The following is a 26,477-nucleotide window of genomic DNA, read 5'->3' on the forward strand; positions in this document are numbered from 1 at the left end:
TATGAGCTACAGCGTCGCACCGATCGGTTTCGTCCGCTCCTGCTTCAAGGAAAAGTTCGCCATTCCGCGCCAGCCGCACCTGGCACCGGCGGCACGCGGCGTCCTGGAATTAGTCCCCCCCTTCAACAGTGGCGATGCGGTAGCCGGACTGGAGCAGGTCAGCCATGTCTGGCTGTTGTTCCTGTTTCATCAGGCACTTGAAGACAAGCCACGACTCAAGGTGCGCCCGCCGCGCCTGGGCGGCAACACCTCAATGGGCGTGTTTGCCACCCGGGCGACACATCGACCCAATGGCATCGGCCAGTCGGTAGTGCGCCTGGAGAAGGTGGAAGCCGGACGTCTGACGCTGTCAGGCATCGACCTGCTCGACGGCACCCCGGTGCTCGACATCAAGCCCTACGTACCCTATGCCGATGCGGTCAGCGGTGCGACCAACCAGATGGCCAGTGCGCCCCCCGCATCGATCGCGGTCGCCTGGAGCGAGACCGCCCTGCCCCAGGCCCACGAGCACGCCTTGCGCCTTGCCGAGCCGTTGGTGGAACTGATTGAACAATGCCTGGCCCAAGACCCGCGCCCGGCCTACCAGATGCCACCACCCGAACGCGTCTACGGAGTGAAATTCTGGGACGTGCAGGTGCGCTGGCACTATCCGCAGGCGGACGAGATTCGCGTGCTGGAAGTAGTTCTGGATCGATGAAAATATCAGCGTAGACGCAGGCTTGCCCTGCGGGACGATGACAATCGCGAGGCGAGCCCGCGTCTGCAGACATGAAAAAACCGGCTCTATTGGCCGGTTTTTTTGGTTCTAGCGCTGCTTATTTCTCGACGAATGCACGCTCGATCAGATAGTCACCCGGCTCACGCATACGCGCCGAGATCTTCAAACCGAAGCTGTCGAGCACTTCACTGGTTTCATCCAGCATGCTTGGGCTACCGCAGATCATCGCACGGTCATCCTGAGGATTGATTGGCGGCAAACCAATATCACTGAACAGTTTGCCACTGCGCATCAAGTCAGTCAGGCGACCCTGGTTCTCGAACGGCTCGCGCGTAACGGTTGGGTAGTAGATGAGTTTGTCACGCAGTGCTTCGCCGAAGAATTCGTTCTGAGGCAAGTGCTCAGTGATGAACTCGCGGTAAGCCACTTCGTTAACGTAACGAACACCGTGAACGAGGATCACCTTTTCAAAGCGCTCGTAGGTCTCCGGATCCTGGATGACACTCATGAACGGCGCCAGGCCAGTACCGGTGCTCAGCAGGTACAGGTGCTTGCCCGGGTTCAGGTCGTCCAGCACCAGGGTACCAGTAGGCTTCTTGCTGATGATGATCTCATCGCCTTCCTTCAGGTGTTGCAACTGCGAGGTCAGCGGGCCGTCTTGCACCTTGATGCTGAAGAACTCCAGATGCTCTTCCCAGTTCGGGCTGGCGATCGAGTAGGCGCGCATGAGCGGGCGGCCGTTGGGCTGTTGCAGGCCGATCATCACGAACTGACCGTTCTCGAAGCGCAAACCCGGATCGCGGGTGCACTTGAAGCTGAACAGGGTGTCGTTCCAGTGATGAACACTGAGGACACGTTCGTGGTTCATGTTGCTCATGTACGGGCTCCTGAAATAAAACGCAGCGCTAACCTAGAGCGCGATTGCGCGATAGTTTAGTGCGAGCGACAATATCTGTTAACTGAATTATCAAGATATGTCTTATCGGTTATATAGATATGCGATTTACGCTCCGTCAGCTCCAAGTGTTCGTCGCCGTAGCCCAGTACCAAAGCGTCTCGCGAGCCGCAGGAATTCTGGCGTTATCGCAGTCGGCCGCCAGTACTTCGATCACCGAGCTTGAGCGCCAGTCCAGCTGCAAGCTATTTGACCGCGCCGGTAAACGGTTGAGCCTCAATGCTCTCGGCCAGCAACTGTTGCCACAGGCTGTGGCACTGCTCGATCAGGCCAAAGAAATAGAAGACTTGTTCAACGGCAAGTCTGGCTTCGGCTCCCTGGCAGTCGGCGCTACCTTGACCATCGGTAACTACCTGGCCACCTTGCTGATCGGCAGCTTCATGCAGGTTCACCCGGAAAGCCAGGTAAAGCTGCACGTACAAAACACTGCGCATATTGTGCAACAAGTTGCCCATTATGAAATTGATCTGGGTCTAATCGAGGGCGACTGCAACCATCCCGATATAGAAGTTCAGCCTTGGGTGGAGGACGAACTGGTGGTGTTTTGCGCGCCGCAGCATCCGCTGGCGAGCCGCGGCCAGGCTAGCCTGGAACAGTTGACCCACGAAGCCTGGATCTTGCGTGAACAGGGCTCCGGTACCCGCCTGACCTTCGATCAGGGCATGCGTCACCATCGCTCCAGCCTGAACATCCGCCTGGAACTTGAACATACCGAAGCCATCAAGCGTGCGGTGGAATCGGGACTGGGGATCGGCTGCATTTCGCGTCTGGCGTTACGCGACGCTTTTCGTCGCGGTAGCCTCGTAGCGGTGGAAACCCCAGAACTGGACTTGGCTCGGCAGTTCTACTTCATCTGGCACAAGCAGAAGTATCAAACCTCTGCCATGCGAGAGTTTCTTGAGCTATGCCGCAGCTTTACCGCCGGTGTGCAGCGCAGTGACGAAATCGTCTTGCCCAACATTGCCTAGAGCAGGATGACCGCCCAGATCAGTCCCACCATCGACATGGCCACGAGCTGAGCGGCGCTGCCCATATCCTTGGCGTTTTTCGACAGGGGGTGGCGGTCCAGGGAGATCCGATCGATTGCCGCCTCGATAGCGGAGTTCAGCAATTCAACGATCAGGCCTAACAGGCACACGGCGATAAGAATCGCCCGTTCGGCGCGACTGACGTCCAGCCAGAACGCTATCGGAACCAATATTACATTGAGCAGCACCAACTGGCGGAAAGCCGCCTCGCCGGTAAAGGCTGCGCGCAGACCGTCGAACGAATAGCCGGCAGCGTTGAAAATACGTTTGAGGCCGGTCTGACCCTTGAAAGGCGATGACATAGAAGGTCACTTCATCCACTGAAAAAATGCGCGCAGCCTAATGCAAGTTGAGTCAAAAAAGCGTGAAGATCGGGACGTCAGCTCGACGAAACCGATTCAAGCTGTTGCAGCAGCAACGCAGCCTGGGTTCGGGTACGTACACCGAGTTTACGGAAGATCGCCGTTACGTGAGCCTTGATGGTTGCTTCCGACACACTCAGTTCATAGGCGATCTGCTTGTTCAGCAAACCTTCGCAGACCATGGTCAGCACCCTGAACTGCTGTGGTGTAAGGCTGGCCAGCCCCTCACTGGCAGCTTTGGCCTCCGGCGACACATCGACTTTTTCAAACGCTTGTGGCGGCCACCAAATGTCACCATCGAGGACCTTCTTCACCGCTTCCTGAATGACTTCCAGCGAACTTGATTTAGGAATGAAGCCACTGGCGCCGAATTCACGCGACTTCACCACCACTGCGGCTTCTTCCTGAGCCGAAACCATCACCACGGGAATCTGTGGATATTGTCCACGCAGCAAAACCAGGCCTGAGAAACCGTAGGCTCCCGGCATGTTGAGATCGAGCAGCACCAAGTCCCAGTCGGACTTTTCAGCGAGACGGGTTTCAAGCTCGGCAATACTTGCCACTTCTACCAGGCGAACATCGGGCCCAAGGCCCAAGGTTACGGCTTGACGCAGGGCACTGCGAAACAGCGGGTGGTCATCGGCAATCAGGATTTCGTACGTGGCCATCGATCTAATGATCCTGTTCTGTGCAGGCGCAGGGAGGAAGAATAGGCGCCTGGCGGGCAACTCAAGGTATTGGCGGCACTGCCGCGCACCCAAAAGGCACTTCAAGGCCAGGAATTGCAGTGTTTCAAGCCTTGTCTATGCCCGAATCGGCGCCAAGAATGCCGAGCCAGAACCGGGTGGTCAAGCTGATTGCCCGGTCAGGGCAGGCAGGCAATGGTCGCCAGCCCGTCCATTATGACGCAATGTGCAGTGCCTGCCCCTTGTACTATAGGAAGGTATGCAAACGCTGGTGTACTGCGTCCTGCTCGTCAATCGGCCTTTGGTGCTTGGCACTGAGGTAGTGCGTACTGAATACATCCAGGTAAGCATCCAGCGCCTCGGAGGCGCGTTGGTCACCCGCCAGGTCAAGGCACAAGGCCGCAACTTCTGCGGTACAGAGATGGTCGTCACGCTTGGAGCGACGCAGACGATAACGCGAGAGCTGCTCCGGCTGCAGGCTCAGTACTGGGAAGCGATCGAGGTAAGGGCTTTTGCGAAACATTTTGCGGGCTTCGGTCCAGGTTGCATCCAACAGAATGAACAGCGGCCGTTTACCCGGCTCGCGGACCACCTCGTTGACCACCCTTTGCGGCACGACAAACTCCCCCGGAAAGACGATGTAAGGCTGCCAATGCGGTTGATCCAGCAATGCCAACAGGGCCTCATCAACCGAAGTACGTTGCCAGCCAAATGCCGAGGTATCAGCGATCAGGTCAGCAATCAGCCAGCCGGTATTGCTCGGTTTCAATGGCTCGGTGTCGTGCATCAGCAGACACATGGCTGAGTCGGACGGCAACTGCGGCCGCCAGGCACATAGGCAGTGACTGAAAATGACGCGACACTGCGGGCAGCGTGGCGCCCGCGATCCACGAGCAACGAAAGGTTTTACACTGCGCGCCAGGCGTTCGGCGCGCAGGCGCGATACGGCGTGGCTCATGGCAGCAGACTATGTAGGCAATTAAGGGATGGCACTGCGCGGACTCGGCAAGACAGGAAAACCCGTGCAGTTTATCAGAGCTTCCCTATTGGCTGACGGTATTTGCCGTGCAGCTTAAGCGGCGACTCCTTATAATCCCCACCCTGCCGCTACCCACTGGCACCACGACTTCGCACTTGAGGGAACGCCGTGCGCAGTTGCCGGTCAAATCGCCAGTTACCGAATCAGGAGAAATTCATGCTGCGTTTCATCGCCCCGACTCTGAGCCTACTGTTCGCCCTGCCCCTGGCTGCCAATGCCGCCTCCAAGCAGGAATACGAACTGAGCAAGATGCTGCAGAAAGTTGCCACCCAAAGCAGCGTGGGCACACCGCGGGCGATCAACGAAGACATCCTCGACCAAGGTTATACCGTCGAAGGCAAGCAATTGATCAACCACCTGAGCGTTCGCGCCAGCCATGCCGAAAAAATGCAGGCTGATCCGAACACGGTGCGCAGCCAACTGGGCGACAGCGTTTGCAAGAACACCGGCTTCCGCCAGTTGCTGGCCAAAGGCGCGGTGCTGACCTATCGCTTCACCGAGTACAAAACCAATCGCCTGGTCGGTGAACAGGCCTTTGATGCTGCAAGCTGCGGCCTGAAAGTAACCAAGTAGCCTCAAACCCCTAGACCACCTCTTCTTCACTGTCGCGCCGTTGCTTTTCGTCGGCGCGCAGTTCAGCCACCAGGGCCTGGACGTAACGTGAGTGTCGCTCTCCTCCCCCAAGACGACGCAGACACTCTTCTTCAAGGCTCAGATTGTTGTCCTGAGCCGAACGCTCGAGTTGCTCAAACAATTGCGCATCGAGCTCCAGATTCAGCCGTTGCATGTGACAGCCTCCCTGCACCGCGACAACTATTCAGATTTCCAGTTAACCATTCCCTTGCCTCTGCAGATCCTCGACTGACGAGCGGTGCGCAGTGCTACTGCACAACTCGACAGCGAACCTTTCTGCATAAAACCCTGCCAGGGTCTAAATTGATAGCAAGCGCCCGCCCGTTCAGGGGCTAGCACCGGGGGATGCCTGCCCAGGCCTTGCATCAGCATTGCCGAGCGACAACAACAAAGAGCCCATCATTACTGCAATGAGACCTTGCAGGTCTACTGCAATGCTCGAGATGCACACTCGAGCCACAGCAGCCAGCGACACATGCAGTGTCGCGGCCGGAAGCCCTAAAATGGGGCCGGTCAGAGGTTTTGCTGCAGAAGGAGACGCTGAATGCCGTACCATCCGAATGAGCTGCTTTACAGTCATTTCAAAAGCAATGGAATCGATCTGAGCAAGCTGGAAGAACAACTGAACCTGGTTGCACCGAATAGCCCCAACCTGCCGCTGTACCGCGACATGATGCTGACCGTCCTGCGTATGGCCCAGGACGACAGTAACCGCTGGAATGCCAAGATCACCCTGCAAGCGCTACGCGAGCTGGACCACGCCTTCCGCACCCTTGAACAGTACAAGGGCAAGCGCAAGGTCACCGTGTTCGGCTCCGCCCGTACTCCCATCGAACACCCCATGTATGCACTGGCCAGGGAACTGGGCGCAGCCCTTGCCCGTTCGAACCTGATGGTCATTACCGGTGCTGGCGGCGGCATCATGGCCGCTGCCCACGAAGGCGCAGGGGTCGATAATAGCCTGGGTTTCAACATCACGCTGCCGTTCGAACAGCACGCCAATGCCACCGTGGACGGCACTGACAAACTGCTGCCATTCCATTTCTTTTTTATCCGCAAGCTGTTCTTCGTCAAGGAGGCCGATGCCCTGGTACTTTGCCCAGGTGGCTTTGGCACATTGGACGAAGCGCTGGAAGTGCTCACCCTGATCCAGACCGGCAAGAGCCCGTTGGTGCCTGTGGTGCTTCTGGACTCGCCAGGCGGCAACTTCTGGCAGGATGCCCTGAACTTCATCAGCCGGCAGTTGGAAGAAAACCGCTACATCCTACCTAGCGACCTGAAGCTGCTGCGCCTGGTACAGAGTGCCGAGGAAGCTGTAGAGGAAATCAATCAGTTCTACAGCAACTACCATTCCAGTCGCTGGCTGAAAAACCAGTTTGTGATTCGCATGCACCATCCTCTTAACGAGGGTGCGCTGTTCGATCTGCAAGAAGGCTTTGCCGACCTGCGCCTGAGCGGCCAGTACCACCAGCACGCCTACGCGGGAGAACACCACGATGAAGCCAAGTTCAGTCACTTGACACGGCTTTCCTTCGCCTTCAATGGCCGTGACCAGGGACGCCTGCGCGAACTGGTGGACTTTATCAACCTGTCGGAAAACTGGGCCAAACCCGAACCCATGCACACGACGCAACGGGCCCGCGAAGCGCTCAAAGTTACTTAGGCGCGTGCACGTCTAGTCGTCCAGACCTCGGCCGCTCAACAAGCGGCCGACCATCTCCATGGAAAAACCACGGTAGACCAGAAAGCGGGTTTGCTGTGCACGGCTACGCGGGTCGCTGGGTAACTGACCGGAAAATTTTCGCTGCCAGGTATCTTGTAACAGCCCCGCCCAGTCCACTCCGCTCTCGCGCAGGGCCTGGTCGATGTCGCCACGTTGCAGGCCGCGCTGGCTGAGTTCTTCGCGAATGCGTGCAGGACCGTAACCAGATCGCGAGCGATAGCTGATAAAGCTTTCCAGGTAGCGGGCTTCGCTGAGCAGGCCCTCTTCCGTCAAACGGTCGAGCTCCTGATCAATCAATTCGGGGGGAGCGCCGCGCTGACGCAACTTGCGCGTCAGCTCGACTCGACCATGCTCGCGACGCGCGAGCAGGTCCATGGCTGTCCGCCTTACGGCGACGGGGGTGTCGAGTACAACGGACATGGAAACAAATCAACCAACTTCAGTTTCAGCTTCGTCTTCAGGCTCGGCGTTAACCGCAGCAGCTTTGCCTGCAGCCTCAACAGCACCTGGGTTCAGCAGCTTGTCGCGAATCTGCTTCTCGAGGGTGGCTGCGATTTCCGGATTGTCCTGGAGGAACTTGGCCGAGTTGGCCTTACCCTGACCAATCTTGCTGCCCTGATAGCTATACCAGGCGCCGGCTTTTTCCAGGAAACCATGCAGTACGCCAAGGTCGATGATCTCGCCGTTGCGGTAGATACCCTTGCCGTAGAGAATCTGGAATTCAGCCTGACGGAAAGGAGGTGCCACCTTGTTCTTGACGATCTTGACGCGGGTTTCGCTACCGACGACTTCGTCACCTTCCTTCACCGCGCCAGTACGACGGATGTCCAGACGGACCGAAGCGTAGAACTTCAGCGCGTTACCACCGGTGGTGGTTTCCGGGCTGCCGAACATCACGCCGATTTTCATACGAATCTGGTTGATGAAGATAACCAGGCAGTTGGCGTTCTTGATGTTACCGGTGATTTTACGCAGCGCCTGGGACATCAAGCGAGCTTGCAGGCCCACATGCATGTCACCCATTTCGCCTTCAATTTCAGCTTTGGGTACCAGCGCAGCTACGGAGTCGACAATGATCACGTCGACAGCGTTGGAGCGCACCAGCATGTCGGTGATTTCCAGGGCTTGTTCGCCAGTGTCTGGCTGCGAGACCAACAGGTCGTCAACATTGACACCCAGCTTGCCTGCGTACTCAGGGTCGAGCGCGTGTTCGGCGTCGACGAACGCACAGGTAGCCCCCATTTTTTGGGCCTGGGCGATAACCGACAGGGTCAGCGTGGTTTTACCCGACGACTCAGGACCGTAGATTTCGACGATACGACCTTTTGGCAGACCGCCAATGCCTAGGGCAATATCCAGGCCCAGGGAGCCGGTGGAAATGGCCGGAATAGCTTGGCGCTCGTGGTCGCCCATGCGCATGACCGCGCCTTTACCGAATTGACGCTCGATTTGCCCCAGGGCCGCAGCCAAGGCGCGCTTCTTGTTGTCGTCCATTGAAGTCCTCACGTAATCGATAGGGCCTGACGGCCTGAACACCTGTATAAGTAGCCAGTATTATTCCACAGGGTTTTCTTCCCGCCTACCCCCGAAGTGCGATTTACTCTGCACCAAGCTGTAACAAGCCCTCTAGCGCGGCGATTACCGTTTGTCGGCGTACCTCGTCGCGGTCGCCATCGAAGTGCCGGCGCTCACTGCTCACGCGCTCGCCATCGGCCCAGGCCAGCCACACGGTACCTACCGGCTTTGCCGGCGAACCACCGTCTGGCCCGGCCACACCACTGACCGCCACGGCAAAGCGTGCGCCACTGGCGGCCCGGGCGCCACGGACCATGGCTTCGACCACTTCTTGGCTAACGGCGCCAACTTGAGCAAAAAGAATTTCAGGCACTGACAACTGTCGAGTCTTCTGGCGGTTGGAATACGTTACATAGCCGGCTTCGAACCAGGCGGAACTGCCCGGGATCCGCGTAATCGCTTCGGCGATGCCACCCCCGGTACAGGATTCGGCGGAGGTCACCTGGGCATTGAAACGCCGCAAGTGCTCACCCAAACGGGCAGAAAGCGCAGTGATCGTATCCATGACAAGCTCCTTGAAAGACTGCTGCCTACCCTACACCAGCCCTGTGCGGCATACATCTTCAGAGCAGCACCAGGCGCGCAGGAGAGGCACGAAAATGCATGGACAAATGGTCGCGGCGCGCAGGATGGCTCGGCATCCGCGGCAAAATCCCTGTAACATTGTCCGCTTGCCTTAGGTCTAAACGACACTGCGAGCCATGTTTCTGTAATGAGTGATCTTTCCGCGCACACCCCGATGATGCAGCAGTACTGGAAGCTGAAAAATCAGCACCCAGACCAACTGATGTTCTACCGCATGGGCGACTTCTACGAAATCTTCTATGAAGATGCGAAGAAGGCCGCAAAACTCCTGGACATAACCCTGACTGCTCGCGGGCAATCGGCGGGCCAGTCGATTCCCATGTGTGGTATCCCCTTCCACGCGGCCGAGGGGTATTTGGCCAAGCTGGTGAAGTTGGGCGAGTCGGTGGTGATCTGCGAGCAGGTTGGCGATCCGGCCACCAGCAAAGGGCCGGTAGAACGGCAGGTTGTGCGAATCATCACGCCAGGTACGGTCAGTGACGAAGCGCTGCTCGATGAGCGTCGCGACAACCTGATTGCTGCGGTGCTGGGGGACGAGCGCCTGTTCGGCCTGGCAGTGCTGGATATCACCAGTGGCAACTTCACCGTGGTCGAAATCAAGGGTTGGGAAAACCTCCTGGCCGAGCTTGAACGTATCAATCCGGTCGAGCTGCTGATTCCCGATGACTGGCCGCAAGGCCTGCCGGCGGAAAAGCGTCGTGGCGCGCGTCGCCGTGCGCCTTGGGATTTTGATCGCGACTCGGCACGCAAGAGCCTGTGCCAGCAGTTCGCAACCCAGGACCTCAAAGGCTTTGGCTGCGAGAAGCTTACCCTGGCCATCGGCGCCGCCGGCTGCTTGTTGGGTTACGCCAAGGAAACCCAGCGTACCGCCCTGCCGCATCTGCGCAGTCTCAAGCATGAACGCCTGGACGACACCGTGGTGCTCGACGGCGCCAGCCGCCGCAACCTCGAGCTGGATGTAAACCTGGCCGGTGGCCGCGACAACACCTTGCAGTCGGTCATCGACCGCTGTCAGACCGCCATGGGCAGCCGCCTTCTGACGCGCTGGCTAAACCGGCCGCTTCGCGACCTGAAAGTGCTGCAAGCGCGCCAGGGCTCGATTCGCTGCTTGCTCGATAGCTACCGCTTCGAGAAGCTGCAGCCCCAGCTCAAGGAAATCGGCGACCTAGAGCGGATTCTCGCCCGAATTGGTTTGCGTAACGCCCGTCCCCGCGACCTGGCGCGACTGCGCGATGCCCTCGGCGCCCTGCCGGAACTGCAAAATGCCATGGCAGAGCTTGAAGCCCCTCACCTGGCACGCCTGGCGGTCATTGCGGGGACTTACCCGGAATTGGCTGACCTGCTGGAAAAAGCCATCATCGACAACCCACCTGCTGTCATTCGTGACGGCGGAGTGCTGAAAACCGGTTACGACAGCGAGCTGGACGAACTGCTGTCGATGAGCGAGAACGCCGGCCAGTTCCTCATCGATCTGGAAGCCCGGGAAAAAGCGCGCACCGGCCTTGCCAACCTGAAAGTCGGCTACAACCGTGTGCACGGCTACTTCATCGAATTGCCGAGCAAACAAGCCGAACAGGCACCCGCCGACTATATCCGTCGCCAGACACTCAAGGGCGCAGAGCGCTTTATCACCCCTGAGTTGAAAGTCTTCGAAGACAAGGCACTGTCGGCCAAGAGCCGCGCCCTTGCACGCGAGAAGATGCTCTACGACGCCCTGCTCGAAACCCTGATCGACCATCTGGCGCCGCTGCAAGACACGTCTGCGGCCTTGGCCGAACTAGATGTGTTGAGCAATCTTGCCGAACGCGCGCTGAATCTCGACTTGAATTGCCCGAACTTTGTTGATGAACCATGCATGCGCATCAACCAGGGTCGCCATCCAGTCGTCGAACAGGTACTGACCACACCTTTCGTGGCCAACGACCTGAACCTGGATGACAACACCCGCATGCTGGTGATCACCGGCCCGAACATGGGTGGTAAATCCACTTACATGCGTCAGACCGCCTTGATCGTGCTGATGGCGCATATCGGCAGCTTTGTACCCGCCGCCAGTTGCGAGCTGTCACTGGTAGATCGGATTTTCACCCGTATCGGCTCCAGCGATGACCTGGCCGGCGGGCGTTCGACCTTCATGGTCGAGATGAGTGAAACCGCCAACATCCTGCATAACGCTACCGACCGCAGCTTGGTGCTGATGGACGAAGTGGGTCGTGGGACGAGCACCTTCGACGGCCTGTCGCTGGCTTGGGCAGCGGCCGAGCGCCTGGCCCAGCTACGTGCCTATACGTTGTTTGCCACGCACTACTTCGAACTTACGGTGTTGCCGGAAAACCAGCCACTGGTTGCCAACGTCCACCTGAATGCAACCGAGCACAACGAACGTATTGTCTTTCTTCACCATGTGCTGCCGGGGCCTGCCAGTCAGAGCTACGGTCTGGCCGTGGCCCAGCTGGCCGGCGTTCCAACGCCGGTAATCCAGCGTGCACGCGAACACCTGGGCAGGCTGGAAACCGCCAGTTTGCCCCATGAAATGCCCGTTGTGCCCAAAGGTGCGCCTGATGTTCCGCACCAGAGCGACTTGTTTGCCAGCCTGCCTCACCCGGCCATTGAGAAGCTCGGGAAGCTCGACCTGGACAACATGACGCCGCGTCAAGCTATCGAAATGCTCTATACACTAAAGACTCTGTTATAACGCGAGCCCGCACAAGCTGATAGAATCCCGCGCGGTTTGACGGTGCTGCAGGTTACTAGCCTGGCCTGCAGCCAGATGATCAAACCGAGCGACCCTGTCTGGAAGGGTATCGCTGCCGTCGCCTGAGGAGAGAATTAGAAATGACCTTCGTCGTCACCGACAACTGCATCAAGTGCAAGTACACCGACTGCGTAGAAGTCTGTCCGGTGGACTGCTTTTACGAAGGCCCGAACTTCCTGGTCATTCACCCGGATGAGTGCATCGACTGTGCACTTTGTGAGCCTGAATGCCCTGCCCAAGCCATTTTCTCGGAAGACGAAGTGCCAAGCGGCATGGAGAACTTTATCGAGATCAATGCCGAGCTGGCAGAAATCTGGCCAAACATCACCGAGCGTAAGGATCCCCTGCCAGACGCTGAAGAGTGGGATGGCAAGCCAGGCAAGATCGCAGACCTGGAGCGCTAAGCGCTCCGGATCAAAAAAAGGCCCTTCAAGGGCCTTTTTTCATGTTTATCGCGGGCAAAAAAAGGGGCGGTTTGACCCGCCCACATTTTTTCCGTAGTCCCTTTATTCCCTGTCATCGTCCTGATGAATCGCGTCCTGCGATGTCCTTGGCCGTCATCCTTGAAAGCCTGTGTCAGTCCGTAGACACAGTTCAGATACTAGCGTGCGCAATATTTACAGCAACTGCTTAAAGCTCTCAAAAAGCTGCAGAAACATTGCTGAAATAAAAAAGAATAATTTTATTTTTCAATAACTTACAAAAACGATCACGAAATAATCGGCATAAATTTACTTGAATTCTTACTGATGGCTTACACCGTACGTAAGCAAACGCCTACACGGAAACGCACTCAGACACCCTTGGAAGGCATCATCCGTCGAGTCCAAATGTTTCACTGGTATTGAAAGGAAACATTTACCCTTAGACGCTTTACGCTGCGGCACAAGCATTAGCAACAACCAGGGCAACGCTACAAACAAAAACGCCTCGATCATGTCGAGGCGTTCTTTGCTGCAAGCAATGCTTACTGGAACAGCGACTCACTGGACAAGCCATTCTTCTCAAGGATCTCACGCAGGCGCTTGAGCCCCTCTACCTGGATCTGGCGAACCCGTTCACGGGTCAAGCCTATCTCCAGTCCAACATCCTCCAGGGTACTGCTTTCATGCCCCCGCAGGCCAAAACGACGAATCACCACTTCCCGCTGCTTGTCGGTCAGTTCACTCAACCATTGATCGATGCTCTGGGACAGGTCGTCATCCTGGAGCAACTCACAAGGGTCAGTGGGGCGGTCATCGGTCAGGGTATCAAGCAAGGTCTTGTCAGAGTCTGGCCCCAGGGACACATCCACTGACGATACCCGCTCGTTGAGCCCGAGCATGCGTTTAACTTCACCAACTGGTTTTTCCAGGAGGCTGGCGATCTCTTCCGGGGACGGTTCGTGATCGAGCTTCTGGGTCAGTTCGCGAGCAGCGCGCAGGTAAACGTTAAGCTCCTTGACCACATGAATGGGCAAGCGAATCGTACGGGTCTGGTTCATGATTGCCCGTTCGATAGTTTGCCGAATCCACCAGGTAGCATAGGTAGAGAAACGGAAACCACGTTCAGGGTCGAATTTCTCGACTGCACGAATCAACCCCAGGTTGCCTTCCTCGATCAGGTCCAGCAACGACAGCCCACGATTGACATAGCGTCGGGCGATTTTCACCACCAGACGCAGGTTGCTCTCAATCATGCGCTTGCGCCCGGCCGGATCGCCACTTTGCGACAGGCGCGCAAAATGAACCTCTTCCTCGGGTGAGAGTAAAGGCGAAAAGCCGATTTCATTGAGGTACAACTGGGTTGCATCAAGCGCGCGCGTATAGTCGATATACTTGTGCTGCTTGAGTGAGGAGCCTTGTTTAGCCTTGGTCCGAACCGTAGATACAGCAGGTTCGTCTGACACCGCATCCGTTTCCAAAACAATGCCGGTCTCCATCAGGAGAACTTCATCGTCGATGTCAAACTCCGGCACTTCTTTACTGAGAGCCATTGTTATAGTCCTTTGCTGAGTTCGAACTCAGACTCAAGCGACGCCGATATCCTTGGCAGCGCTGGAGCCTGTCCCCTCTACGCGAGGAACAGGCCGGGTTCTAGCAATCAACGACGCGGCAGGAACTGCAGCGGATCAACAGGTTTGCCCTGGCGGCGAATCTCAAAATGCAGCTTCACCCGGTCTGTGCCCGTGGAACCCATTTCGGCAATTGTCTGCCCTACTTTGACCTGCTGACCCTCCCGAACCAAAAGCCTGCGGTTGTGACCGTAGGCACTGACGTAGGTATCGCTGTGTTTGATGATTACCAACTCGCCGTAGCCCCGCAAGCCACTCCCGGCGTAGACAACTGAACCATCAGACGCAGCAAAAACAGGCTGTCCCAAATCACCGGCGATATCAATGCCTTTATTCAAACTACCGTTTGAAGCAAATTTTCCAATCAACACACCGCTAGCCGGCCAGGCCCAGCCGCCCACTACACGCTCCGTTGCAGGCACCTGCACCGGGGCCGCCGTAGTGGCGCTCACCACTGGCGCTGGAGTGGTTGGCGCCGTTGTCGGCGGCTTCGCAGGCGTACCTGCCGGGCGGGTGGTGACGGTGGTTTTGCTTGAAGAAGAGGAGGAGGAAGTAACGACCTTGGTTGCACCTGCAACAGCGCCCCCCGTACGGTTATCAAATCGAATAGCCTGTCCGGGGCGGATGGTATAGGGCGGCGCAATACCGTTACGCGCAGCCAGGTCCTTGTAATCCCAACCGTAACGAAAGGCGATAGAGAACAAGGTATCGCCGGGGCGCACCACATACTGACCACTAGTAGTGGCTGGGCGCTTGGCTACCGCCGGTGCATTGCGGTCTACCACTCGGGCACTGTTGGAGGAGGTGCTGGAGCAGCCGGACAATAGTGAACCCACGGCAAGTGCAATCACCAGAAGCTTGAAGCTCGAAAATCCCCTGCGCTGCTGAATGATTGTGTGACCCACCCGCCGCTCCCTCTCTTGGTGAACGCTGTGAAAATGCAATAGTGTTTCAATTATAACCGAGCACATGCACCTTGCGGACACCGGGTCTTCGCAAATGTGAACCCTGACAGATTAGGGGCAGCCAGGCAGATAGACAGAGCAATACCGGAGTAATTCGCCCGCTACGAAAAAAAGCTGATCAGGCCAACGGCCCGGTCAGCAGGGGGACGAAGCGCACGGCGCCCAATACTCGTCGCGAAAAACCATGCTCTTCGCGCACGATCAGCATCAACTGCTGGGTTTCACCCGTTGGCCCTACGGGGATGACCATGCGTCCACCAGGTGCCAACTGGTCAAGCAAGGCTTGCGGAACTTCCGGAGCAACGGCGGTAACGATGATGCCGTTGTACGGTGCGAGCGCCGGCCAGCCTTCACAACCATCCCCCCAGCGGAACACCACATTGCGCAAGTTCAGCTCGGTCAGTCGCTCCTTGGCGCGATCCTGAAGCACTTTGATGCGTTCAACCGAAAAAACCCGTTCGACCAACTGGGCGAGGATTGCAGTCTGATAGCCAGAACCGGTGCCGATCTCCAGCACCTTGTCCAGAGGACCTGCTTCGAGCAACAGTTCACTCATGTGCGCAACCATGAACGGCTGGGAGATCGTCTGATTGTTGCCGATTGGCAGCGCAGTGTCTTCATAGGCGCGATGAGCCAGGGCCTCGTCGACAAACAAGTGACGTGGCGTACGCCGTAATACGTCGAGCACCTTGGGGTTGGACACCCCTTCTTCCATCAGGCGCTTGATCAGACGTTCACGAGTTCGCTCAGAGGTAAAACCGATACCATGGCGCATCAGATCCTCCTGTTCGCGCATCAGAGCAGCCCCTCCAGCCAACCATCCAGACGCTCGAATGCATCGTTGAAAGTGCGGTCTAGCTGCAATGGTGTGATCGAGACGAAACCCTGCATCACCGCATGAAAATCGGTGCCCGGGCCGCCATCTTCAGCGTCACCCGCTACCGCGATCCAGTAACCTTCCTTGCCCCTTGGGTTGACCACCTTGGTAGGTGCCGCAGCGCGGGCACGGTGCCCCAGGCGCGTCAACTGGATGCCACGGATATGCTCCAGCGGCAGGTTGGGAATGTTTACATTGAGCACTGTTCGCGGCGGCAATTCCAGGCTCTTGTGCGCCTCAACCAGCTTACGGGCAAAATAGGCAGCAGTCGGCAGATTGTCTGGAAGGCGCGACAGCAGCGAGAACGCGAAAGACGTCCCGCCCAGGAAACGCCCCTCCAGCGCTGCCGCGACAGTCCCGGAATACAATACGTCATCACCCAGGTTGGCGCCCAGGTTGATCCCCGACACCACCATGTCCGGCGTTTGCTCGAGCAAGCCGTTGAGCCCCAGGTGCACACAGTCGGTAGGCGTGCCATTGAGACTGATATAGCCGTTGGGCAAAGTCTGCGGGCACAGTGGACGGTCGAGCGTCAGCGAGCTGCTGGCGCCGCTTTTGTCTTGGTCGGGAGCTATGACCACACATTCGGCATAATCGGCCAGCGCAGCGTGCAGCGCGGCGAGCCCCGGTGCGGTAACCCCGTCGTCGTTCGAAATCAGAATATGCATTAGCTGTCCGTCTGCCCTACCGACACCAGCTCAACAAGCTCGCGCACCACGACGGTGGCAAAGCATCCGGCCGGCAGGACGAATTCCAGTTGCAGAACATCAGGCTCGGGATAATGCCACGTCAGACCGCCAATGGGCAGTCGCAGGATACGACGTTCTTGAGCCATGCCCGCCCGCGCCAGCCATTGGCACAGCGAAGCGTGCTGTTCGCCGAGACGTTGTTCCAGTTCGCCAGGGGCGCCACTGGTAGCTGGCAGCCCCTCGCCCCACATCGGACCGGTGGGATGCACGTCAAGAATTGCCAGACGCGGATCGGAACACTCCGCCTCGCCCGCCGGGAAAAAACTGCGACTGTCAGTAAAGGCCAGAAGATCACCGATCTGAGCGTGCTGCCAACTTCCGTCGGCCACCCGTTGCGCCAATACCTGATTGAACAGGTAGCTGCGCGCGCTGGAAAGCAGTCGCGAACGCACGTTGCGCTGTTCTGGCAAAGCCTGGCGCCCAGCCCAGTCACGGGCGTCATGAATGTTGCCGCCTTCGTGACCAAAACGCTGGGTACCGAAATAGTTGGGGACGCCCTGACTACGCAATTGCTCCAGGCGTGCATCCAGGGCTGGGTGATCGGCGTTCAGGCCCGTCAGGCGCAAGGTGAAGCCGTTGGCTGAATGCGCACCGCGCTGCAGCTTGCGTGAATGGCGGGTGCGCTTGAGGATGCTCAGGGTCTCGTTTTCGGCCGCGCCTAGATCCGGGTCGGCCTTGCCTGGCAGGTGCAGACTGAACCATTGACGGGTCAGTGCCTGGCGATCCTTCAGGCCGGCGTAGCTGATGTTGCGCAGCGGGACACCTGCGGCTCGGGCCAAACGGCGGGCGGCCTCCTCAGTGTTGAGATCGCGCTTCTCGACCCACAGCCACAAGTGCTCACCGTTACCGGACAGCGGGATGTCCAGCACCTCATCGACCTGAAAATCTTCCGCGGTGGCCTTGAGAATGGCGTTGCCGAGTACCGGGCCCGATGCGCGCGGGCCTAACAGTTGCAGTTCGTTCATGCTGGCAGCAACAAGGCGACAGCGTGTACGGCAATGCCCTCCTCGCGACCGGTGAAGCCAAGCTTCTCGGTAGTGGTGGCCTTGACGTTGACCTGATCGAGCTCGACCTGCAGGTCCAGAGCAATCAGTTCACGCATGGTGTCGATGTGCGGCGCCATTTTGGGTGCCTGGGCGACAATAGTGGCGTCGACATTGCCAACCTTCCAGCCTTTGGCCTGAACGATATTGAGCACATGGCGCAGCAATACACGACTGTCGGCGCCTTTGAACTGAGGGTCGGTATCGGGAAAGTGCTTACCGATGTCACCCAGCGCCGCAGCCCCAAGCAAGGCATCGCTCAGGGCGTGCAACACGACGTCGCCATCGGAATGGGCCAGCAGCCCGAACTTGTGCGCAATGCGCACCCCACCCAAGGTGATGAAATCGCCTTCCGCGAAGCGGTGCACATCGTAGCCGTGGCCAATACGCATAAAAAAACGCCCTGATTGAGTCAGGGCGTGATTCTACCTGCTTTGCCGGGCATTAGGCTGATTTGTAAGACGGTGCCTACAACAAACCCAGTGCCACTCCATGATGGCGCAAATGCTCATCGATAAAGCTGGCGATGAAGTAGTAACTATGGTCATAGCCTGGCTGCATGCGCAGATCCAGTGGATGGCCTGCCGCTTGCGCGGCCTGGATCAATGCCTGTGGCTTGAGCTGGTTTTCAAGAAAGTCGTCACGATCCCCCTGGTCCACCAGCAGCGGTAAACGCTGTTGAGCCTCGGCTATCAACACACTGGCATCCCACTCGCGCCAGCGCGCCCGATCTTCGCCCAGGAAGCGCGAAAATGCCTTCTGTCCCCATGGGCAATCCATTGGATTACTGATCGGTGAGAACGCCGACACAGAGCGATAACGCCCAGGATTGCGCAGCGCACAGACCAACGCTCCGTGCCCACCCATCGAATGCCCACTGATCCCGCGCAGATCGGAGGCTGGAAAATGCGCCTCGACCAATTTTGGCAGTTCCTGCACAACATAGTCGTGCATGCGATAGTTCTGCGCCCAGGGCTGCTCGCTGGCATTGAGGTAGAAACCGGCCCCCAGGCCAAAGTCCCAGGCACCCTCCGGATCTGTCGGCACTTGCGGCCCACGAGGGCTGGTGTCAGGCGCAACGATGATCAACCCCAACTCGGCGGCAAGCTTCTGTGCCCCAGCCTTCTGCATGAAGTTTTCGTCCGTGCAGGTCAGGCCGCTAAGCCAATACAGCACGGGTAGCTTGCCGCCATGCTCTGCCTGAGGTGGTAGGTAAACGGCAAACACCATGTCGCAACCCAGCACTTCGGACCGGTGGCGGTAGCGCTTGTGCCAGCCACCAAAGCTTTTCTGGCAGGAAATGTTTTCCAGGCTCATGGCTAACCTCAGAAATGAATGACGCTGCGAATGCTCTTGCCTTCATGCATCAGGTCGAAAGCCTTGTTGATATCTTCCAGACCCATGGTATGGGTAATGAACGTATCCAGCGGAATCTCACCTTTTTCCGACATTTCAACGTAGCTTGGCAACTCGCTGCGGCCACGCACGCCACCGAAGGCCGAACCGCGCCATACCCGACCCGTAACCAGTTGGAACGGACGCGTCGAGATCTCCTGGCCGGCACCGGCAACGCCAATGATCACCGATTCACCCCAACCCTTGTGGCAGCATTCCAGCGCTGCGCGCATCAGTTGCACGTTGCCCACGCATTCGAACGAGAAGTCCACGCCGCCATCGGTGAGATCGACAATCACCTCCTGGATCGGACGATCGTAATCCTTTGGGTTGACGCAGTCGGTAGCACCCAACTGCCGGGCGATTTCAAATTTGCTCGGGTTGATGTCTACGGCAATGATCCGAGAAGCCTTGGCTTTGACTGCACCAATGATCGCCGAGAGACCAATACCGCCAAGACCGAATACAGCCACGGTGTCACCCGGCTTTACCTTGGCGGTGTTGAGCACTGCGCCGATGCCAGTAGTGACGCCGCAGCCGAGCAGGCAGACCTTTTCCAGCGGCGCTTCTTTCTGGATCTTGGCCACGGAAATTTCCGGCAGCACGGTGTACTCGGAAAAAGTCGAAGTACCCATGTAATGGAACAACTGCTGACCTTTGTAGGAAAAACGTGTTGTGCCATCTGGCATCAGGCCTTTGCCCTGGGTCGCACGGATGGCCTGACACAGGTTGGTCTTGCCGGAACGGCAGAATTTGCACTGGCCACATTCGGGTGTATACAGCGGGATAACATGATCACCCACGGCTACCGAAGTGACGCCCTCGCCCACGGCCTCGACGATAGCTCCGCCTTCATGACCCAGAATCGATGGAAAGATACCTTCAGGGTCCGCACCGGACAGCGTGTACGCATCGGTATGGCAGACACCGCTGGCAACAACGCGAAGCAGCACTTCGCCAGCCTGGGGCATTGCCACATCGACTTCGACGATTTCCAGCGGTTTCTTCGCCTCGAAGGCAACAGCGGCACGGGACTTGATCATCAATCTTCTCCAGCAAGAGGTTGGTTCAAGCTCGAAGTGTAATTCATCCTGTTTTGCTTAATAATCCGGGCAAAGACAAAACATTATTGCCATACAGGGATAATCAATGAGCAGTCGCTGGGAAGGGATCGATGAATTCGTCGCGGTGGCGGAGTCAGGCCAGTTCACTGCAGCAGCCGAGCGTTTGGGGGTTTCGTCCTCGCATATCAGCCGCCAGATCGCCCGACTGGAAGATCGCCTGCAAACTCGCTTGCTGTACCGCAGCACACGAAAAGTGACCTTGAGCGAGGCCGGACAAACCTTTCTTCAACACTGCCAGCGCCTGCAAGATGGCCGTGAGGAAGCGCTGCGCGCCATCGGCGACCTCACCAGTGAACCCAAGGGGTTGCTGCGCATGACTTGTGCGGTGGCCTATGGCGAGCGCTTCATTGTTCCGTTGGTAACGCGATTCATGGCGTTATACCCACAGTTACGAGTCGATATCGAACTGAGCAACCGCACCCTGGACCTGGTCCATGAAGGCATGGATCTGGCCATTCGTCTGGGCCGTTTGCAGGACTCGCGCCTGGTCGCCAGCCGCTTGGCTGCGCGACGCATGTATGTGTGCGCATCGCCTGCCTACCTCGAGCGTTACGGGCGTCCGCACAGCCTTTCGGAGTTGGCACGGCATAATTGCCTGATCGGCAGCTCGGATGTGTGGACCCTGCAACAGGACGGCCGTGAGCATGCTCTGCGGGTACAGGGCAATTGGCGCTGCAACAGCGGCCAGGCGGTGCTGGACGCTGCATTGCAAGGCATAGGGTTGTGTCAGCTTCCGGATTACTACGTATTGGAACACTTGAAGACGGGCACATTGGTGTCGCTGCTTGAGGCCCAGCAACCACCCAACACCGCGGTCTGGGCGCTGTATCCACAGCAACGGCACCTGTCACCGAAAGTACGCAAGCTGGTGGATTATTTACGCGAGGGGTTGGCGCGTCTACCCGAGTATCGCGCGGGCTGAAGCAGCTCCCGCGTATTCAGGGAAAACTTCGCTTATGGGCTGTTACGATCGCAGGCAAGCCCGCTGCTACAGACGGGGGCTTTCAGCAGCGTTTGGCCCAGCGCTGGCGCAACCATTCCAGGTCTTCCGGTCGAGTGACCTTGATGTTGTCATTGCGCCCTTCGATCAAGCGCGGTGCCTGTCCGGCCCATTCGATGGCCGAGGACTCATCGGTGATCGCCACATCCGCCACCAGGCTGTCAGCCAGCGCCCGATGCAAGGGGCCCAAACGAAACATCTGCGGGGTGTACGCCTGCCAAACAATGCTGCGATCAATGGTGGAACTGACCCGGCCCTTACCATCGGCGCGCTTGAGCGTATCGCGTGCGGGCACCGCCAGCAGCCCGCCAACCGGGTCGTCAGCAAGTTCAAACAGCAGCCGATCAAGGTCGCTGCGCGCAAGGTTCGGCCGAGCGGCATCGTGTACCAACACCCAATCGCTGTCGGCAGCACCCTGTGCATGTAACAGCAACAAGGCATTGAGCACCGAGTCGGCGCGCTCCAGGCCACCAGCGGCACGCTGAATGCGCGGATCGCTCGCGCAGCGCAGGCCGGGCCAGTAAGGATCGTCAGCGGCAACACTGACCACCACCCCTTTTACGCAGGGATGGTCGAGAAAACAATCGAGGCTATGCTCGAGAATGGTCTGCCCACCCAATTGCAGGTACTGCTTGGGACGGTCGGCAGCCATGCGGGCACCAACGCCCGCGGCAGGAATCACGGCCCAGAAAGCCGGCAAGGTCTGGTTCATTGGGCAAGCTGGTAGAGGGTTTCACCCTCTTTGACCATACCCAGTTCATGGCGAGCCCGTTCTTCGACGGTTTCCATACCTTTCTTCAACTCCAGTACTTCAGCATCAAGCACACGATTACGTTCCAGCAACCGCTCGTTTTCGGCGTGCTGTTCCGCAATTTGCTGCTTGAGTTCGGTGACATGGGCTAGGCTGCCATTGCCCACCCACAGGCGATACTGCAGGCCACCGAGCAGTAGGAGCAGGACGAGGAACAACCAATAAGGACTGCGCATCAGGGTATCCAGTGGAAAAAGACCGCCGCCTGTACAGGGCACTGATGGCACGAAGCCTGACCGAAGCCAGGCTTTGTGTACACAGACCTGCTGCACAAGTTGCTGAACAGTCAGTATGGCTGCTCAGCTAACCTTGGCTGCTGTCTTTTTACCATCTCTTGCTTAGCCGCGAAACTCGGCACGACCACGGTACACAGCCTTGCTGCCCAGTTGCTCTTCGATACGCAGCAACTGGTTGTACTTGGAAACGCGGTCGGAACGGCACAGCGAACCGGTCTTGATCTGGCCGGCAGCGGTACCCACGGCCAGGTCGGCAATGGTCGAGTCTTCGGTTTCGCCCGAACGGTGCGAGATCACTGCAGTGTAACCGGCAGCCTTGGCCATCTGAATGGCTTCAAGGGTTTCGGTCAGCGAACCGATCTGGTTGAACTTGATCAGGATCGAGTTGGCAATGTTCTTGTCGATGCCTTCCTTGAGGATCTTGGTGTTGGTTACGAACAAGTCGTCACCGACCAACTGCACCTTGTCGCCGATCTTGTCGGTGAGGATCTTCCAGCCAGCCCAGTCGGACTCGTCCAGGCCATCTTCGATCGAGATGATCGGGAAGCGCTCACTGAGACCCTTGAGGTAGTCGGCAAAACCAGCAGCGTCGAAGGACTTGCCTTCGCCGGACAGGTTGTACTTGCCATCTTCAAAGAACTCGCTGGCAGCGCAGTCCAACGCCAAAGTTACATCGGTGCCCAGCTTGTAGCCAGCATTGGCCACAGCTTCGGCGATAGCCGACAGAGCGTCTTCGTTGGAAGCCAGGTTCGGTGCGAAACCACCTTCGTCACCCACTGCAGTGTTCAGGCCGCGAGCCTTGAGCACAGCTTTGAGGTGATGGAAAATTTCGGTGCCCATGCGCAGCGCGTCAGAGAAAGTCTTGGCGCCTACCGGCTGAACCATGAACTCCTGAATATCGACGTTATTATCGGCGTGCTCGCCACCGTTGATGATGTTCATCATCGGAACCGGCATCGAATACTGGCCCGGGGTGCCGTTCAGGTTGGCGATGTGCGCGTACAACGGCAGGTCCTGATCCTGGGCAGCAGCTTTGGCAGCGGCCAGGGATACAGCCAGAATGGCGTTGGCGCCCAGATTGGCTTTGTTCTCGGTACCGTCCAGGTCGATCATGGCGCGGTCGAGGGCTTTCTGGTCAACCGGGTCTTTGCCCAGCAGCAGGTCGCGGATCGGACCGTTGATGTTGGCAACAGCCTTCAGCACGCCCTTGCCCATGTAACGGCTTTTGTCGCCATCACGCAGCTCCAGCGCTTCGCGCGAGCCAGTGGAAGCACCGGACGGCGCGCAAGCACTGCCGATGATGCCGTTGTCGAGCAGTACGTCCGCTTCTACGGTGGGGTTGCCACGCGAATCGAGAACTTCACGACCTTTGATGTCGACGATTTTTGCCATTGTTGTAAGCACTCCAGAATTGACGAAAACAACGCAGCTGAGAAAAATCCTTGCCGTTCGCCTGGCTGTTGAAAAAGGGCAGGCCCGACGAAGACACACCCCTGACCCGTGGGTCAGGGATTGAACGAGCGGTACTTTACCGGAGAATTGAGGATTACGCGGTTTCTACCGTCGGAAAACTCTTCACCAGATCGTCCAGTTGCTTGAGCTGGGCCAGGAATGGCTCCAGTTTGTCCAGGCGCAGGGCGCATGGACCGTCGCACTTGGCGTTGTCCGGGTCTGGGTGGGCTTCGAGGAAAAGCCCGGCCAGACCCTGGCTCAGGCCAGCCTTGGCCAGGTCGGTGACCTGGGCACGGCGACCACCAGCGGAATCGGAGCGACCACCCGGCATCTGCAGGGCATGGGTCACATCGAAGAACACCGGGTATTGGAACTGCTTCATGATACCGAAGCCGAGCATGTCTACCACAAGGTTGTTGTAGCCGAAGCTCGAACCACGCTCACAGAGAATCAACTGATCGTTTCCGGCCTCTTCGCACTTGGTCAGGATGTGTTTCATTTCCTGGGGTGCGAGGAACTGGGCCTTCTTGATGTTGATCACTGCGCCGGTCTTGGCCATCGCCACCACCAGGTCAGTCTGGCGCGACAGGAAAGCCGGCAGCTGAATGATGTCACAGACGTTCGCCACGGCTTGCGCCTGATGCGGCTCGTGAACGTCGGTGATAATCGGAACATTGAAGGTGCGCTTGATCTCTTCGAAGATCTTCATCCCCTCTTCCAGGCCAGGGCCACGGTAGGAGTTGATCGACGAACGGTTGGCCTTGTCGAAGCTGGCCTTGAAGACATAAGGGATACCCAGTTTCTCGGTAACCCGTACGTATTCTTCGCAGACCTTCATGGCCAGGTCACGGGATTCCAGCACGTTCATGCCGCCGAACAGGACGAACGGCTTGTCGTTGGCGATCTCGATGTTACCGACGCGAATGATCTTCTGGGTCATGTATCAGGCCTTGTTCTTTTGAGCCAATGCCGCTTTGACGAAGCCGCTGAACAGCGGGTGCCCGTCACGCGGAGTCGAGGTGAACTCAGGGTGGAACTGGCAAGCGACGAACCAAGGATGATCCTGGGACTCGACCACTTCTACCAGTGCACCGTCACCGGAGCGACCGGAAACTTTCAAGCCGGCGTCAATCAACTGCGGCAGCAACTTGTTGTTCACTTCGTAACGATGGCGATGACGTTCGACAATCACATCCTTGGCGTAGCAGTCATGAACCTTGGAGCCGCTTTCCAGCTGGCATTCCTGGGCACCCAGACGCATGGTGCCACCCAGGTCGGAGGCTTCGGTACGGGTTTCGACCGCGCCGGTAGCATCTTCCCACTCGGTGATCAGACCGACGACCGGGTGACCGCTGTTGCGATCGAACTCGGTGGAGTTGGCATCTTTCCAGCCCATTACGTTACGGGCGAACTCGATGACAGCTACCTGCATACCGAGGCAGATCCCCAAATAAGGGACCTTGTTCTCGCGAGCGTACTGCACGGCAGTGATCTTGCCTTCGACACCACGCAGGCCAAAGCCGCCTGGTACCAGGATGGCATCGGCGCCTTCAAGCAGGCTGGTGCCCTGGTTCTCGATGTCTTCGGAATCGATGTAGCGCAGGTTGACCTTGGTACGGTTGCTGATACCGGCGTGACTCATCGCTTCGATCAGCGACTTGTAGGCATCCAGCAGCTCCATGTACTTGCCGACCATGGCGATGGTGACTTCGTGCTCTGGATTGAGCTTGGCATCGACTACAGCGTCCCACTCGGACAAGTCTGCACTTTCGCACTGCAGGCCGAAACGCTCGACGACGAAATCGTCCAGGCCCTGAGAATGCAGGATGCCCGGGATTTTGTAGATGGTATCGGCGTCTTCCAGCGCGATCACCGCACGTTCTTCAACGTTGGTGAACTGTGCGATCTTGCGACGCGACGAGCTGTCGATCGGGTGATCGGAACGGCAAACCAGCACGTCTGGTTGCAGGCCAATGGAGCGCAGCTCCTTGACCGAGTGCTGGGTAGGCTTGGTTTTGGTCTCACCTGCAGTGGCGATGTACGGTACCAGTGTCAGGTGCATCAGCATTGCGCGTTTGGCGCCTACTTCGAAACGCAACTGACGGATGGCTTCGAGGAACGGTTGCGACTCGATGTCGCCCACGGTACCGCCGATTTCGACCATTGCCACGTCGGCATCGCCAGCACCCTTGATGATGCGGCGCTTGATTTCGTCGGTAATGTGCGGGATCACCTGGATGGTGGCGCCCAGATAGTCACCACGACGCTCTTTGCGCAGCACGTGCTCGTAGACGCGGCCTGTGGTGAAGTTGTTGTTCTGGGTCATCGTCGTGCGGATGAACCGCTCATAGTGGCCCAGGTCCAGGTCGGTTTCGGCACCGTCGTGGGTGACGAACACTTCGCCGTGCTGGAACGGGCTCATGGTGCCCGGGTCGACGTTGATGTACGGATCCAGCTTGAGCATGGTGACCTTGAGCCCCCGCGCCTCCAGGATAGCCGCCAATGAAGCCGAGGCAATGCCTTTCCCCAATGAAGAAACAACACCGCCCGTGACGAATATGTAGCGCGTCATGAAAAACCCTAGAAGTCTGCGTTAAAGCGGTCAGTGCCGCCGGGGAAAGCGAAGGAAGGCCGAAGCCCCCGATCACCTGCGTCAATCACAGTGCCACTTAAAAAACTGCCGCGCCTGGACAGACCGGGGGCTTTAGACCCG

Annotated in this window: 28 protein-coding genes; 7 read left to right on the plus strand and 21 right to left on the minus strand. The window is 58.0% G+C overall.

Annotation, left to right across the window (positions count from 1 at the left end):
- Position 1 precedes the first annotated feature (1 nt).
- Entirely contained in the window at positions 2-697 is a 696-nt protein-coding gene (gene tsaA / locus V0R60_RS12370; protein ID WP_136477788.1) for a tRNA (N6-threonylcarbamoyladenosine(37)-N6)-methyltransferase TrmO, read from the plus strand.
- 118 nt (positions 698-815) lie between these two features.
- On the opposite strand, the gene fpr is transcribed toward tsaA, so the two are convergent.
- Entirely contained in the window at positions 816-1,595 is a 780-nt protein-coding gene (fpr, locus tag V0R60_RS12375; RefSeq protein WP_007908723.1) for a ferredoxin-NADP reductase, read from the minus strand.
- A gap of 119 nt (positions 1,596-1,714) precedes the next feature.
- Between fpr and V0R60_RS12380 the strand changes: the two genes are divergently transcribed.
- Positions 1,715-2,641 (plus strand): LysR family transcriptional regulator, encoded by a 927-nt coding sequence (locus V0R60_RS12380; RefSeq protein WP_168198491.1) that lies wholly within the window; start codon positions 1,715-1,717, stop codon positions 2,639-2,641.
- Here V0R60_RS12380 and V0R60_RS12385 read toward each other — a convergent pair.
- The 3 genes from V0R60_RS12385 to V0R60_RS12395 all read right to left on the minus strand — a co-directional run bounded on the left by V0R60_RS12385 (position 2,638) and on the right by V0R60_RS12395 (position 4,707).
- Positions 2,638-3,003: a diacylglycerol kinase gene (locus tag V0R60_RS12385; RefSeq protein ID WP_136477789.1), complete on the minus strand. Its 366-nt coding sequence runs from the start codon at positions 3,001-3,003 to the stop codon at positions 2,638-2,640. The two genes, V0R60_RS12380 and V0R60_RS12385, sit on opposite strands and share 4 nt — an antisense overlap.
- 77 nt (positions 3,004-3,080) lie before the next feature.
- A complete protein-coding gene (gene erdR, locus V0R60_RS12390) occupies positions 3,081-3,731 on the minus strand; it encodes a response regulator transcription factor ErdR (RefSeq protein ID WP_136477790.1) in 651 nt (216 codons plus the stop codon).
- A gap of 265 nt (positions 3,732-3,996) precedes the next feature.
- Positions 3,997-4,707, minus strand: coding sequence for a tRNA-uridine aminocarboxypropyltransferase (locus V0R60_RS12395; protein ID WP_136477791.1), 711 nt, complete (start codon positions 4,705-4,707; stop codon positions 3,997-3,999).
- A 237-nt stretch (positions 4,708-4,944) separates the two neighbouring features.
- Here V0R60_RS12395 and V0R60_RS12400 point away from each other — a divergent pair, with 237 nt between their 5' ends.
- A complete protein-coding gene (locus V0R60_RS12400) occupies positions 4,945-5,361 on the plus strand; it encodes a quorum-sensing-regulated virulence factor family protein (protein WP_136477792.1) in 417 nt (138 codons plus the stop codon).
- A 10-nt stretch (positions 5,362-5,371) separates the two neighbouring features.
- Here V0R60_RS12400 and V0R60_RS12405 read toward each other — a convergent pair whose 3' ends face one another.
- Positions 5,372-5,575, minus strand: a complete 204-nt coding sequence (locus V0R60_RS12405; RefSeq protein ID WP_136477793.1) for a hypothetical protein — start codon at positions 5,573-5,575, stop codon at positions 5,372-5,374.
- 390 nt (positions 5,576-5,965) lie between these two features.
- Between V0R60_RS12405 and V0R60_RS12410 the strand changes: the two genes are divergently transcribed.
- The gene (locus tag V0R60_RS12410; RefSeq protein WP_330079804.1) at positions 5,966-7,084 is read left to right on the plus strand and encodes an LOG family protein; all 1,119 of its coding nucleotides are present in this window, start codon (positions 5,966-5,968) and stop codon (positions 7,082-7,084) included.
- 12 nt (positions 7,085-7,096) lie between these two features.
- Here V0R60_RS12410 and recX read toward each other — a convergent pair whose 3' ends face one another.
- The 3 genes from recX to V0R60_RS12425 all read right to left on the minus strand — a co-directional run bounded on the left by recX (position 7,097) and on the right by V0R60_RS12425 (position 9,224).
- Entirely contained in the window at positions 7,097-7,564 is a 468-nt protein-coding gene (recX, locus tag V0R60_RS12415) for a recombination regulator RecX (RefSeq protein ID WP_136477795.1), read from the minus strand.
- A 9-nt stretch (positions 7,565-7,573) separates the two neighbouring features.
- On the minus strand, positions 7,574-8,638 hold the full coding sequence (gene recA, locus V0R60_RS12420; protein WP_136477796.1) for a recombinase RecA: 1,065 nt from the start codon (positions 8,636-8,638) through the stop codon (positions 7,574-7,576).
- A 103-nt stretch (positions 8,639-8,741) separates the two neighbouring features.
- The gene (locus V0R60_RS12425; protein ID WP_330079805.1) at positions 8,742-9,224 is read right to left on the minus strand and encodes a CinA family protein; all 483 of its coding nucleotides are present in this window, start codon (positions 9,222-9,224) and stop codon (positions 8,742-8,744) included.
- A gap of 207 nt (positions 9,225-9,431) precedes the next feature.
- Here V0R60_RS12425 and mutS point away from each other — a divergent pair, with 207 nt between their 5' ends.
- Both mutS and fdxA read left to right on the plus strand, forming a co-directional pair.
- A complete protein-coding gene (gene mutS / locus V0R60_RS12430) occupies positions 9,432-11,999 on the plus strand; it encodes a DNA mismatch repair protein MutS (RefSeq protein WP_136477798.1) in 2,568 nt (855 codons plus the stop codon).
- 140 nt (positions 12,000-12,139) lie between these two features.
- Positions 12,140-12,463, plus strand: coding sequence for a ferredoxin FdxA (gene fdxA, locus V0R60_RS12435; RefSeq protein WP_136477799.1), 324 nt, complete (start codon positions 12,140-12,142; stop codon positions 12,461-12,463).
- Between the two features lie 563 nt (positions 12,464-13,026).
- Here fdxA and rpoS read toward each other — a convergent pair.
- The 8 genes from rpoS to V0R60_RS12475 form a co-directional block, all read right to left on the minus strand.
- Positions 13,027-14,034 (minus strand): RNA polymerase sigma factor RpoS, encoded by a 1,008-nt coding sequence (gene rpoS, locus V0R60_RS12440; RefSeq protein ID WP_136477800.1) that lies wholly within the window; start codon positions 14,032-14,034, stop codon positions 13,027-13,029.
- 107 nt (positions 14,035-14,141) lie between these two features.
- Positions 14,142-15,017, minus strand: a complete 876-nt coding sequence (locus tag V0R60_RS12445) for a peptidoglycan DD-metalloendopeptidase family protein (RefSeq protein WP_136479014.1) — start codon at positions 15,015-15,017, stop codon at positions 14,142-14,144.
- A gap of 178 nt (positions 15,018-15,195) precedes the next feature.
- Positions 15,196-15,873: a protein-L-isoaspartate(D-aspartate) O-methyltransferase gene (locus tag V0R60_RS12450; protein WP_136477801.1), complete on the minus strand. Its 678-nt coding sequence runs from the start codon at positions 15,871-15,873 to the stop codon at positions 15,196-15,198.
- Complete coding sequence (gene surE, locus V0R60_RS12455; RefSeq protein ID WP_136477802.1) at positions 15,873-16,622, minus strand: 5'/3'-nucleotidase SurE; 750 nt, start codon at positions 16,620-16,622, stop codon at positions 15,873-15,875. Before surE ends, V0R60_RS12450 begins: the two co-directional genes overlap by 1 nt.
- Positions 16,622-17,668, minus strand: coding sequence for a tRNA pseudouridine(13) synthase TruD (gene truD, locus V0R60_RS12460; RefSeq protein ID WP_330079806.1), 1,047 nt, complete (start codon positions 17,666-17,668; stop codon positions 16,622-16,624). The genes surE and truD overlap by 1 nt, the downstream gene beginning before the upstream one ends.
- On the minus strand, positions 17,665-18,138 hold the full coding sequence (gene ispF, locus V0R60_RS12465; protein ID WP_136477804.1) for a 2-C-methyl-D-erythritol 2,4-cyclodiphosphate synthase: 474 nt from the start codon (positions 18,136-18,138) through the stop codon (positions 17,665-17,667). Before ispF ends, truD begins: the two co-directional genes overlap by 4 nt.
- Before the next feature lie 76 nt (positions 18,139-18,214).
- Complete coding sequence (gene fghA, locus V0R60_RS12470; protein ID WP_136477805.1) at positions 18,215-19,063, minus strand: S-formylglutathione hydrolase; 849 nt, start codon at positions 19,061-19,063, stop codon at positions 18,215-18,217.
- A gap of 8 nt (positions 19,064-19,071) precedes the next feature.
- The gene (locus V0R60_RS12475; protein ID WP_136477806.1) at positions 19,072-20,184 is read right to left on the minus strand and encodes an S-(hydroxymethyl)glutathione dehydrogenase/class III alcohol dehydrogenase; all 1,113 of its coding nucleotides are present in this window, start codon (positions 20,182-20,184) and stop codon (positions 19,072-19,074) included.
- A 106-nt stretch (positions 20,185-20,290) separates the two neighbouring features.
- Between V0R60_RS12475 and V0R60_RS12480 the strand changes: the two genes are divergently transcribed.
- Positions 20,291-21,187: a LysR substrate-binding domain-containing protein gene (locus V0R60_RS12480; RefSeq protein ID WP_136477807.1), complete on the plus strand. Its 897-nt coding sequence runs from the start codon at positions 20,291-20,293 to the stop codon at positions 21,185-21,187.
- A gap of 82 nt (positions 21,188-21,269) precedes the next feature.
- On the opposite strand, the gene ispD is transcribed toward V0R60_RS12480, so the two are convergent.
- The 5 genes from ispD to V0R60_RS12505 all read right to left on the minus strand — a co-directional run bounded on the left by ispD (position 21,270) and on the right by V0R60_RS12505 (position 26,336).
- Positions 21,270-21,977, minus strand: a complete 708-nt coding sequence (gene ispD, locus V0R60_RS12485; protein WP_330079807.1) for a 2-C-methyl-D-erythritol 4-phosphate cytidylyltransferase — start codon at positions 21,975-21,977, stop codon at positions 21,270-21,272.
- Positions 21,974-22,252: a cell division protein FtsB gene (ftsB, locus tag V0R60_RS12490; protein ID WP_136477809.1), complete on the minus strand. Its 279-nt coding sequence runs from the start codon at positions 22,250-22,252 to the stop codon at positions 21,974-21,976. The genes ispD and ftsB overlap by 4 nt, the downstream gene beginning before the upstream one ends.
- A gap of 162 nt (positions 22,253-22,414) precedes the next feature.
- Positions 22,415-23,704: a phosphopyruvate hydratase gene (gene eno / locus V0R60_RS12495; protein WP_136477810.1), complete on the minus strand. Its 1,290-nt coding sequence runs from the start codon at positions 23,702-23,704 to the stop codon at positions 22,415-22,417.
- A 154-nt stretch (positions 23,705-23,858) separates the two neighbouring features.
- Entirely contained in the window at positions 23,859-24,704 is an 846-nt protein-coding gene (gene kdsA, locus V0R60_RS12500) for a 3-deoxy-8-phosphooctulonate synthase (protein ID WP_136477811.1), read from the minus strand.
- Between the two features lie 3 nt (positions 24,705-24,707).
- The gene (locus V0R60_RS12505) at positions 24,708-26,336 is read right to left on the minus strand and encodes a CTP synthase (protein WP_136477812.1); all 1,629 of its coding nucleotides are present in this window, start codon (positions 26,334-26,336) and stop codon (positions 24,708-24,710) included.
- Between the last annotated feature and the right edge of the window lie 141 nt (positions 26,337-26,477).

Origin of the sequence: Pseudomonas auratipiscis (genome assembly GCF_036324085.1) — a bacterium.
GTDB classification, from domain to species: Bacteria; Pseudomonadota; Gammaproteobacteria; order Pseudomonadales; family Pseudomonadaceae; genus Aquipseudomonas; species Aquipseudomonas auratipiscis.

What these genes read in the sequence shown, in the direction of transcription:
- ftsB (WP_136477809.1), bottom strand. Translation starts at nt 22,252, where the DNA reads ATGCGCAGTCCTTATTGGTTGTTCCTCGTCCTGCTCCTACTGCTCGGT.
- V0R60_RS12405 (WP_136477793.1), bottom strand. Translation starts at nt 5,575, where the DNA reads ATGCAACGGCTGAATCTGGAGCTCGATGCGCAATTGTTTGAGCAACTC.
- fdxA (WP_136477799.1), top strand. Translation starts at nt 12,140, where the DNA reads ATGACCTTCGTCGTCACCGACAACTGCATCAAGTGCAAGTACACCGAC.
- rpoS (WP_136477800.1), bottom strand. Translation starts at nt 14,034, where the DNA reads ATGGCTCTCAGTAAAGAAGTGCCGGAGTTTGACATCGACGATGAAGTT.
- tsaA (WP_136477788.1), top strand. Translation starts at nt 2, where the DNA reads ATGAGCTACAGCGTCGCACCGATCGGTTTCGTCCGCTCCTGCTTCAAG.
- V0R60_RS12400 (WP_136477792.1), top strand. Translation starts at nt 4,945, where the DNA reads ATGCTGCGTTTCATCGCCCCGACTCTGAGCCTACTGTTCGCCCTGCCC.
- surE (WP_136477802.1), bottom strand. Translation starts at nt 16,622, where the DNA reads ATGCATATTCTGATTTCGAACGACGACGGGGTTACCGCACCGGGGCTC.
- eno (WP_136477810.1), bottom strand. Translation starts at nt 23,704, where the DNA reads ATGGCAAAAATCGTCGACATCAAAGGTCGTGAAGTTCTCGATTCGCGT.
- V0R60_RS12410 (WP_330079804.1), top strand. Translation starts at nt 5,966, where the DNA reads ATGCCGTACCATCCGAATGAGCTGCTTTACAGTCATTTCAAAAGCAAT.
- V0R60_RS12450 (WP_136477801.1), bottom strand. Translation starts at nt 15,873, where the DNA reads ATGCGCGAACAGGAGGATCTGATGCGCCATGGTATCGGTTTTACCTCT.
- recX (WP_136477795.1), bottom strand. Translation starts at nt 7,564, where the DNA reads ATGTCCGTTGTACTCGACACCCCCGTCGCCGTAAGGCGGACAGCCATG.
- ispF (WP_136477804.1), bottom strand. Translation starts at nt 18,138, where the DNA reads ATGCGTATTGGCCACGGCTACGATGTGCACCGCTTCGCGGAAGGCGAT.
- ispD (WP_330079807.1), bottom strand. Translation starts at nt 21,977, where the DNA reads ATGAACCAGACCTTGCCGGCTTTCTGGGCCGTGATTCCTGCCGCGGGC.
- V0R60_RS12395 (WP_136477791.1), bottom strand. Translation starts at nt 4,707, where the DNA reads ATGAGCCACGCCGTATCGCGCCTGCGCGCCGAACGCCTGGCGCGCAGT.
- kdsA (WP_136477811.1), bottom strand. Translation starts at nt 24,704, where the DNA reads ATGACCCAGAAGATCATTCGCGTCGGTAACATCGAGATCGCCAACGAC.
- V0R60_RS12380 (WP_168198491.1), top strand. Translation starts at nt 1,715, where the DNA reads ATGCGATTTACGCTCCGTCAGCTCCAAGTGTTCGTCGCCGTAGCCCAG.
- V0R60_RS12505 (WP_136477812.1), bottom strand. Translation starts at nt 26,336, where the DNA reads ATGACGCGCTACATATTCGTCACGGGCGGTGTTGTTTCTTCATTGGGG.
- V0R60_RS12475 (WP_136477806.1), bottom strand. Translation starts at nt 20,184, where the DNA reads ATGATCAAGTCCCGTGCCGCTGTTGCCTTCGAGGCGAAGAAACCGCTG.
- recA (WP_136477796.1), bottom strand. Translation starts at nt 8,638, where the DNA reads ATGGACGACAACAAGAAGCGCGCCTTGGCTGCGGCCCTGGGGCAAATC.
- fpr (WP_007908723.1), bottom strand. Translation starts at nt 1,595, where the DNA reads ATGAGCAACATGAACCACGAACGTGTCCTCAGTGTTCATCACTGGAAC.
- erdR (WP_136477790.1), bottom strand. Translation starts at nt 3,731, where the DNA reads ATGGCCACGTACGAAATCCTGATTGCCGATGACCACCCGCTGTTTCGC.
- truD (WP_330079806.1), bottom strand. Translation starts at nt 17,668, where the DNA reads ATGAACGAACTGCAACTGTTAGGCCCGCGCGCATCGGGCCCGGTACTC.
- mutS (WP_136477798.1), top strand. Translation starts at nt 9,432, where the DNA reads ATGAGTGATCTTTCCGCGCACACCCCGATGATGCAGCAGTACTGGAAG.
- V0R60_RS12425 (WP_330079805.1), bottom strand. Translation starts at nt 9,224, where the DNA reads ATGGATACGATCACTGCGCTTTCTGCCCGTTTGGGTGAGCACTTGCGG.
- V0R60_RS12480 (WP_136477807.1), top strand. Translation starts at nt 20,291, where the DNA reads ATGAGCAGTCGCTGGGAAGGGATCGATGAATTCGTCGCGGTGGCGGAG.
- V0R60_RS12385 (WP_136477789.1), bottom strand. Translation starts at nt 3,003, where the DNA reads ATGTCATCGCCTTTCAAGGGTCAGACCGGCCTCAAACGTATTTTCAAC.
- fghA (WP_136477805.1), bottom strand. Translation starts at nt 19,063, where the DNA reads ATGAGCCTGGAAAACATTTCCTGCCAGAAAAGCTTTGGTGGCTGGCAC.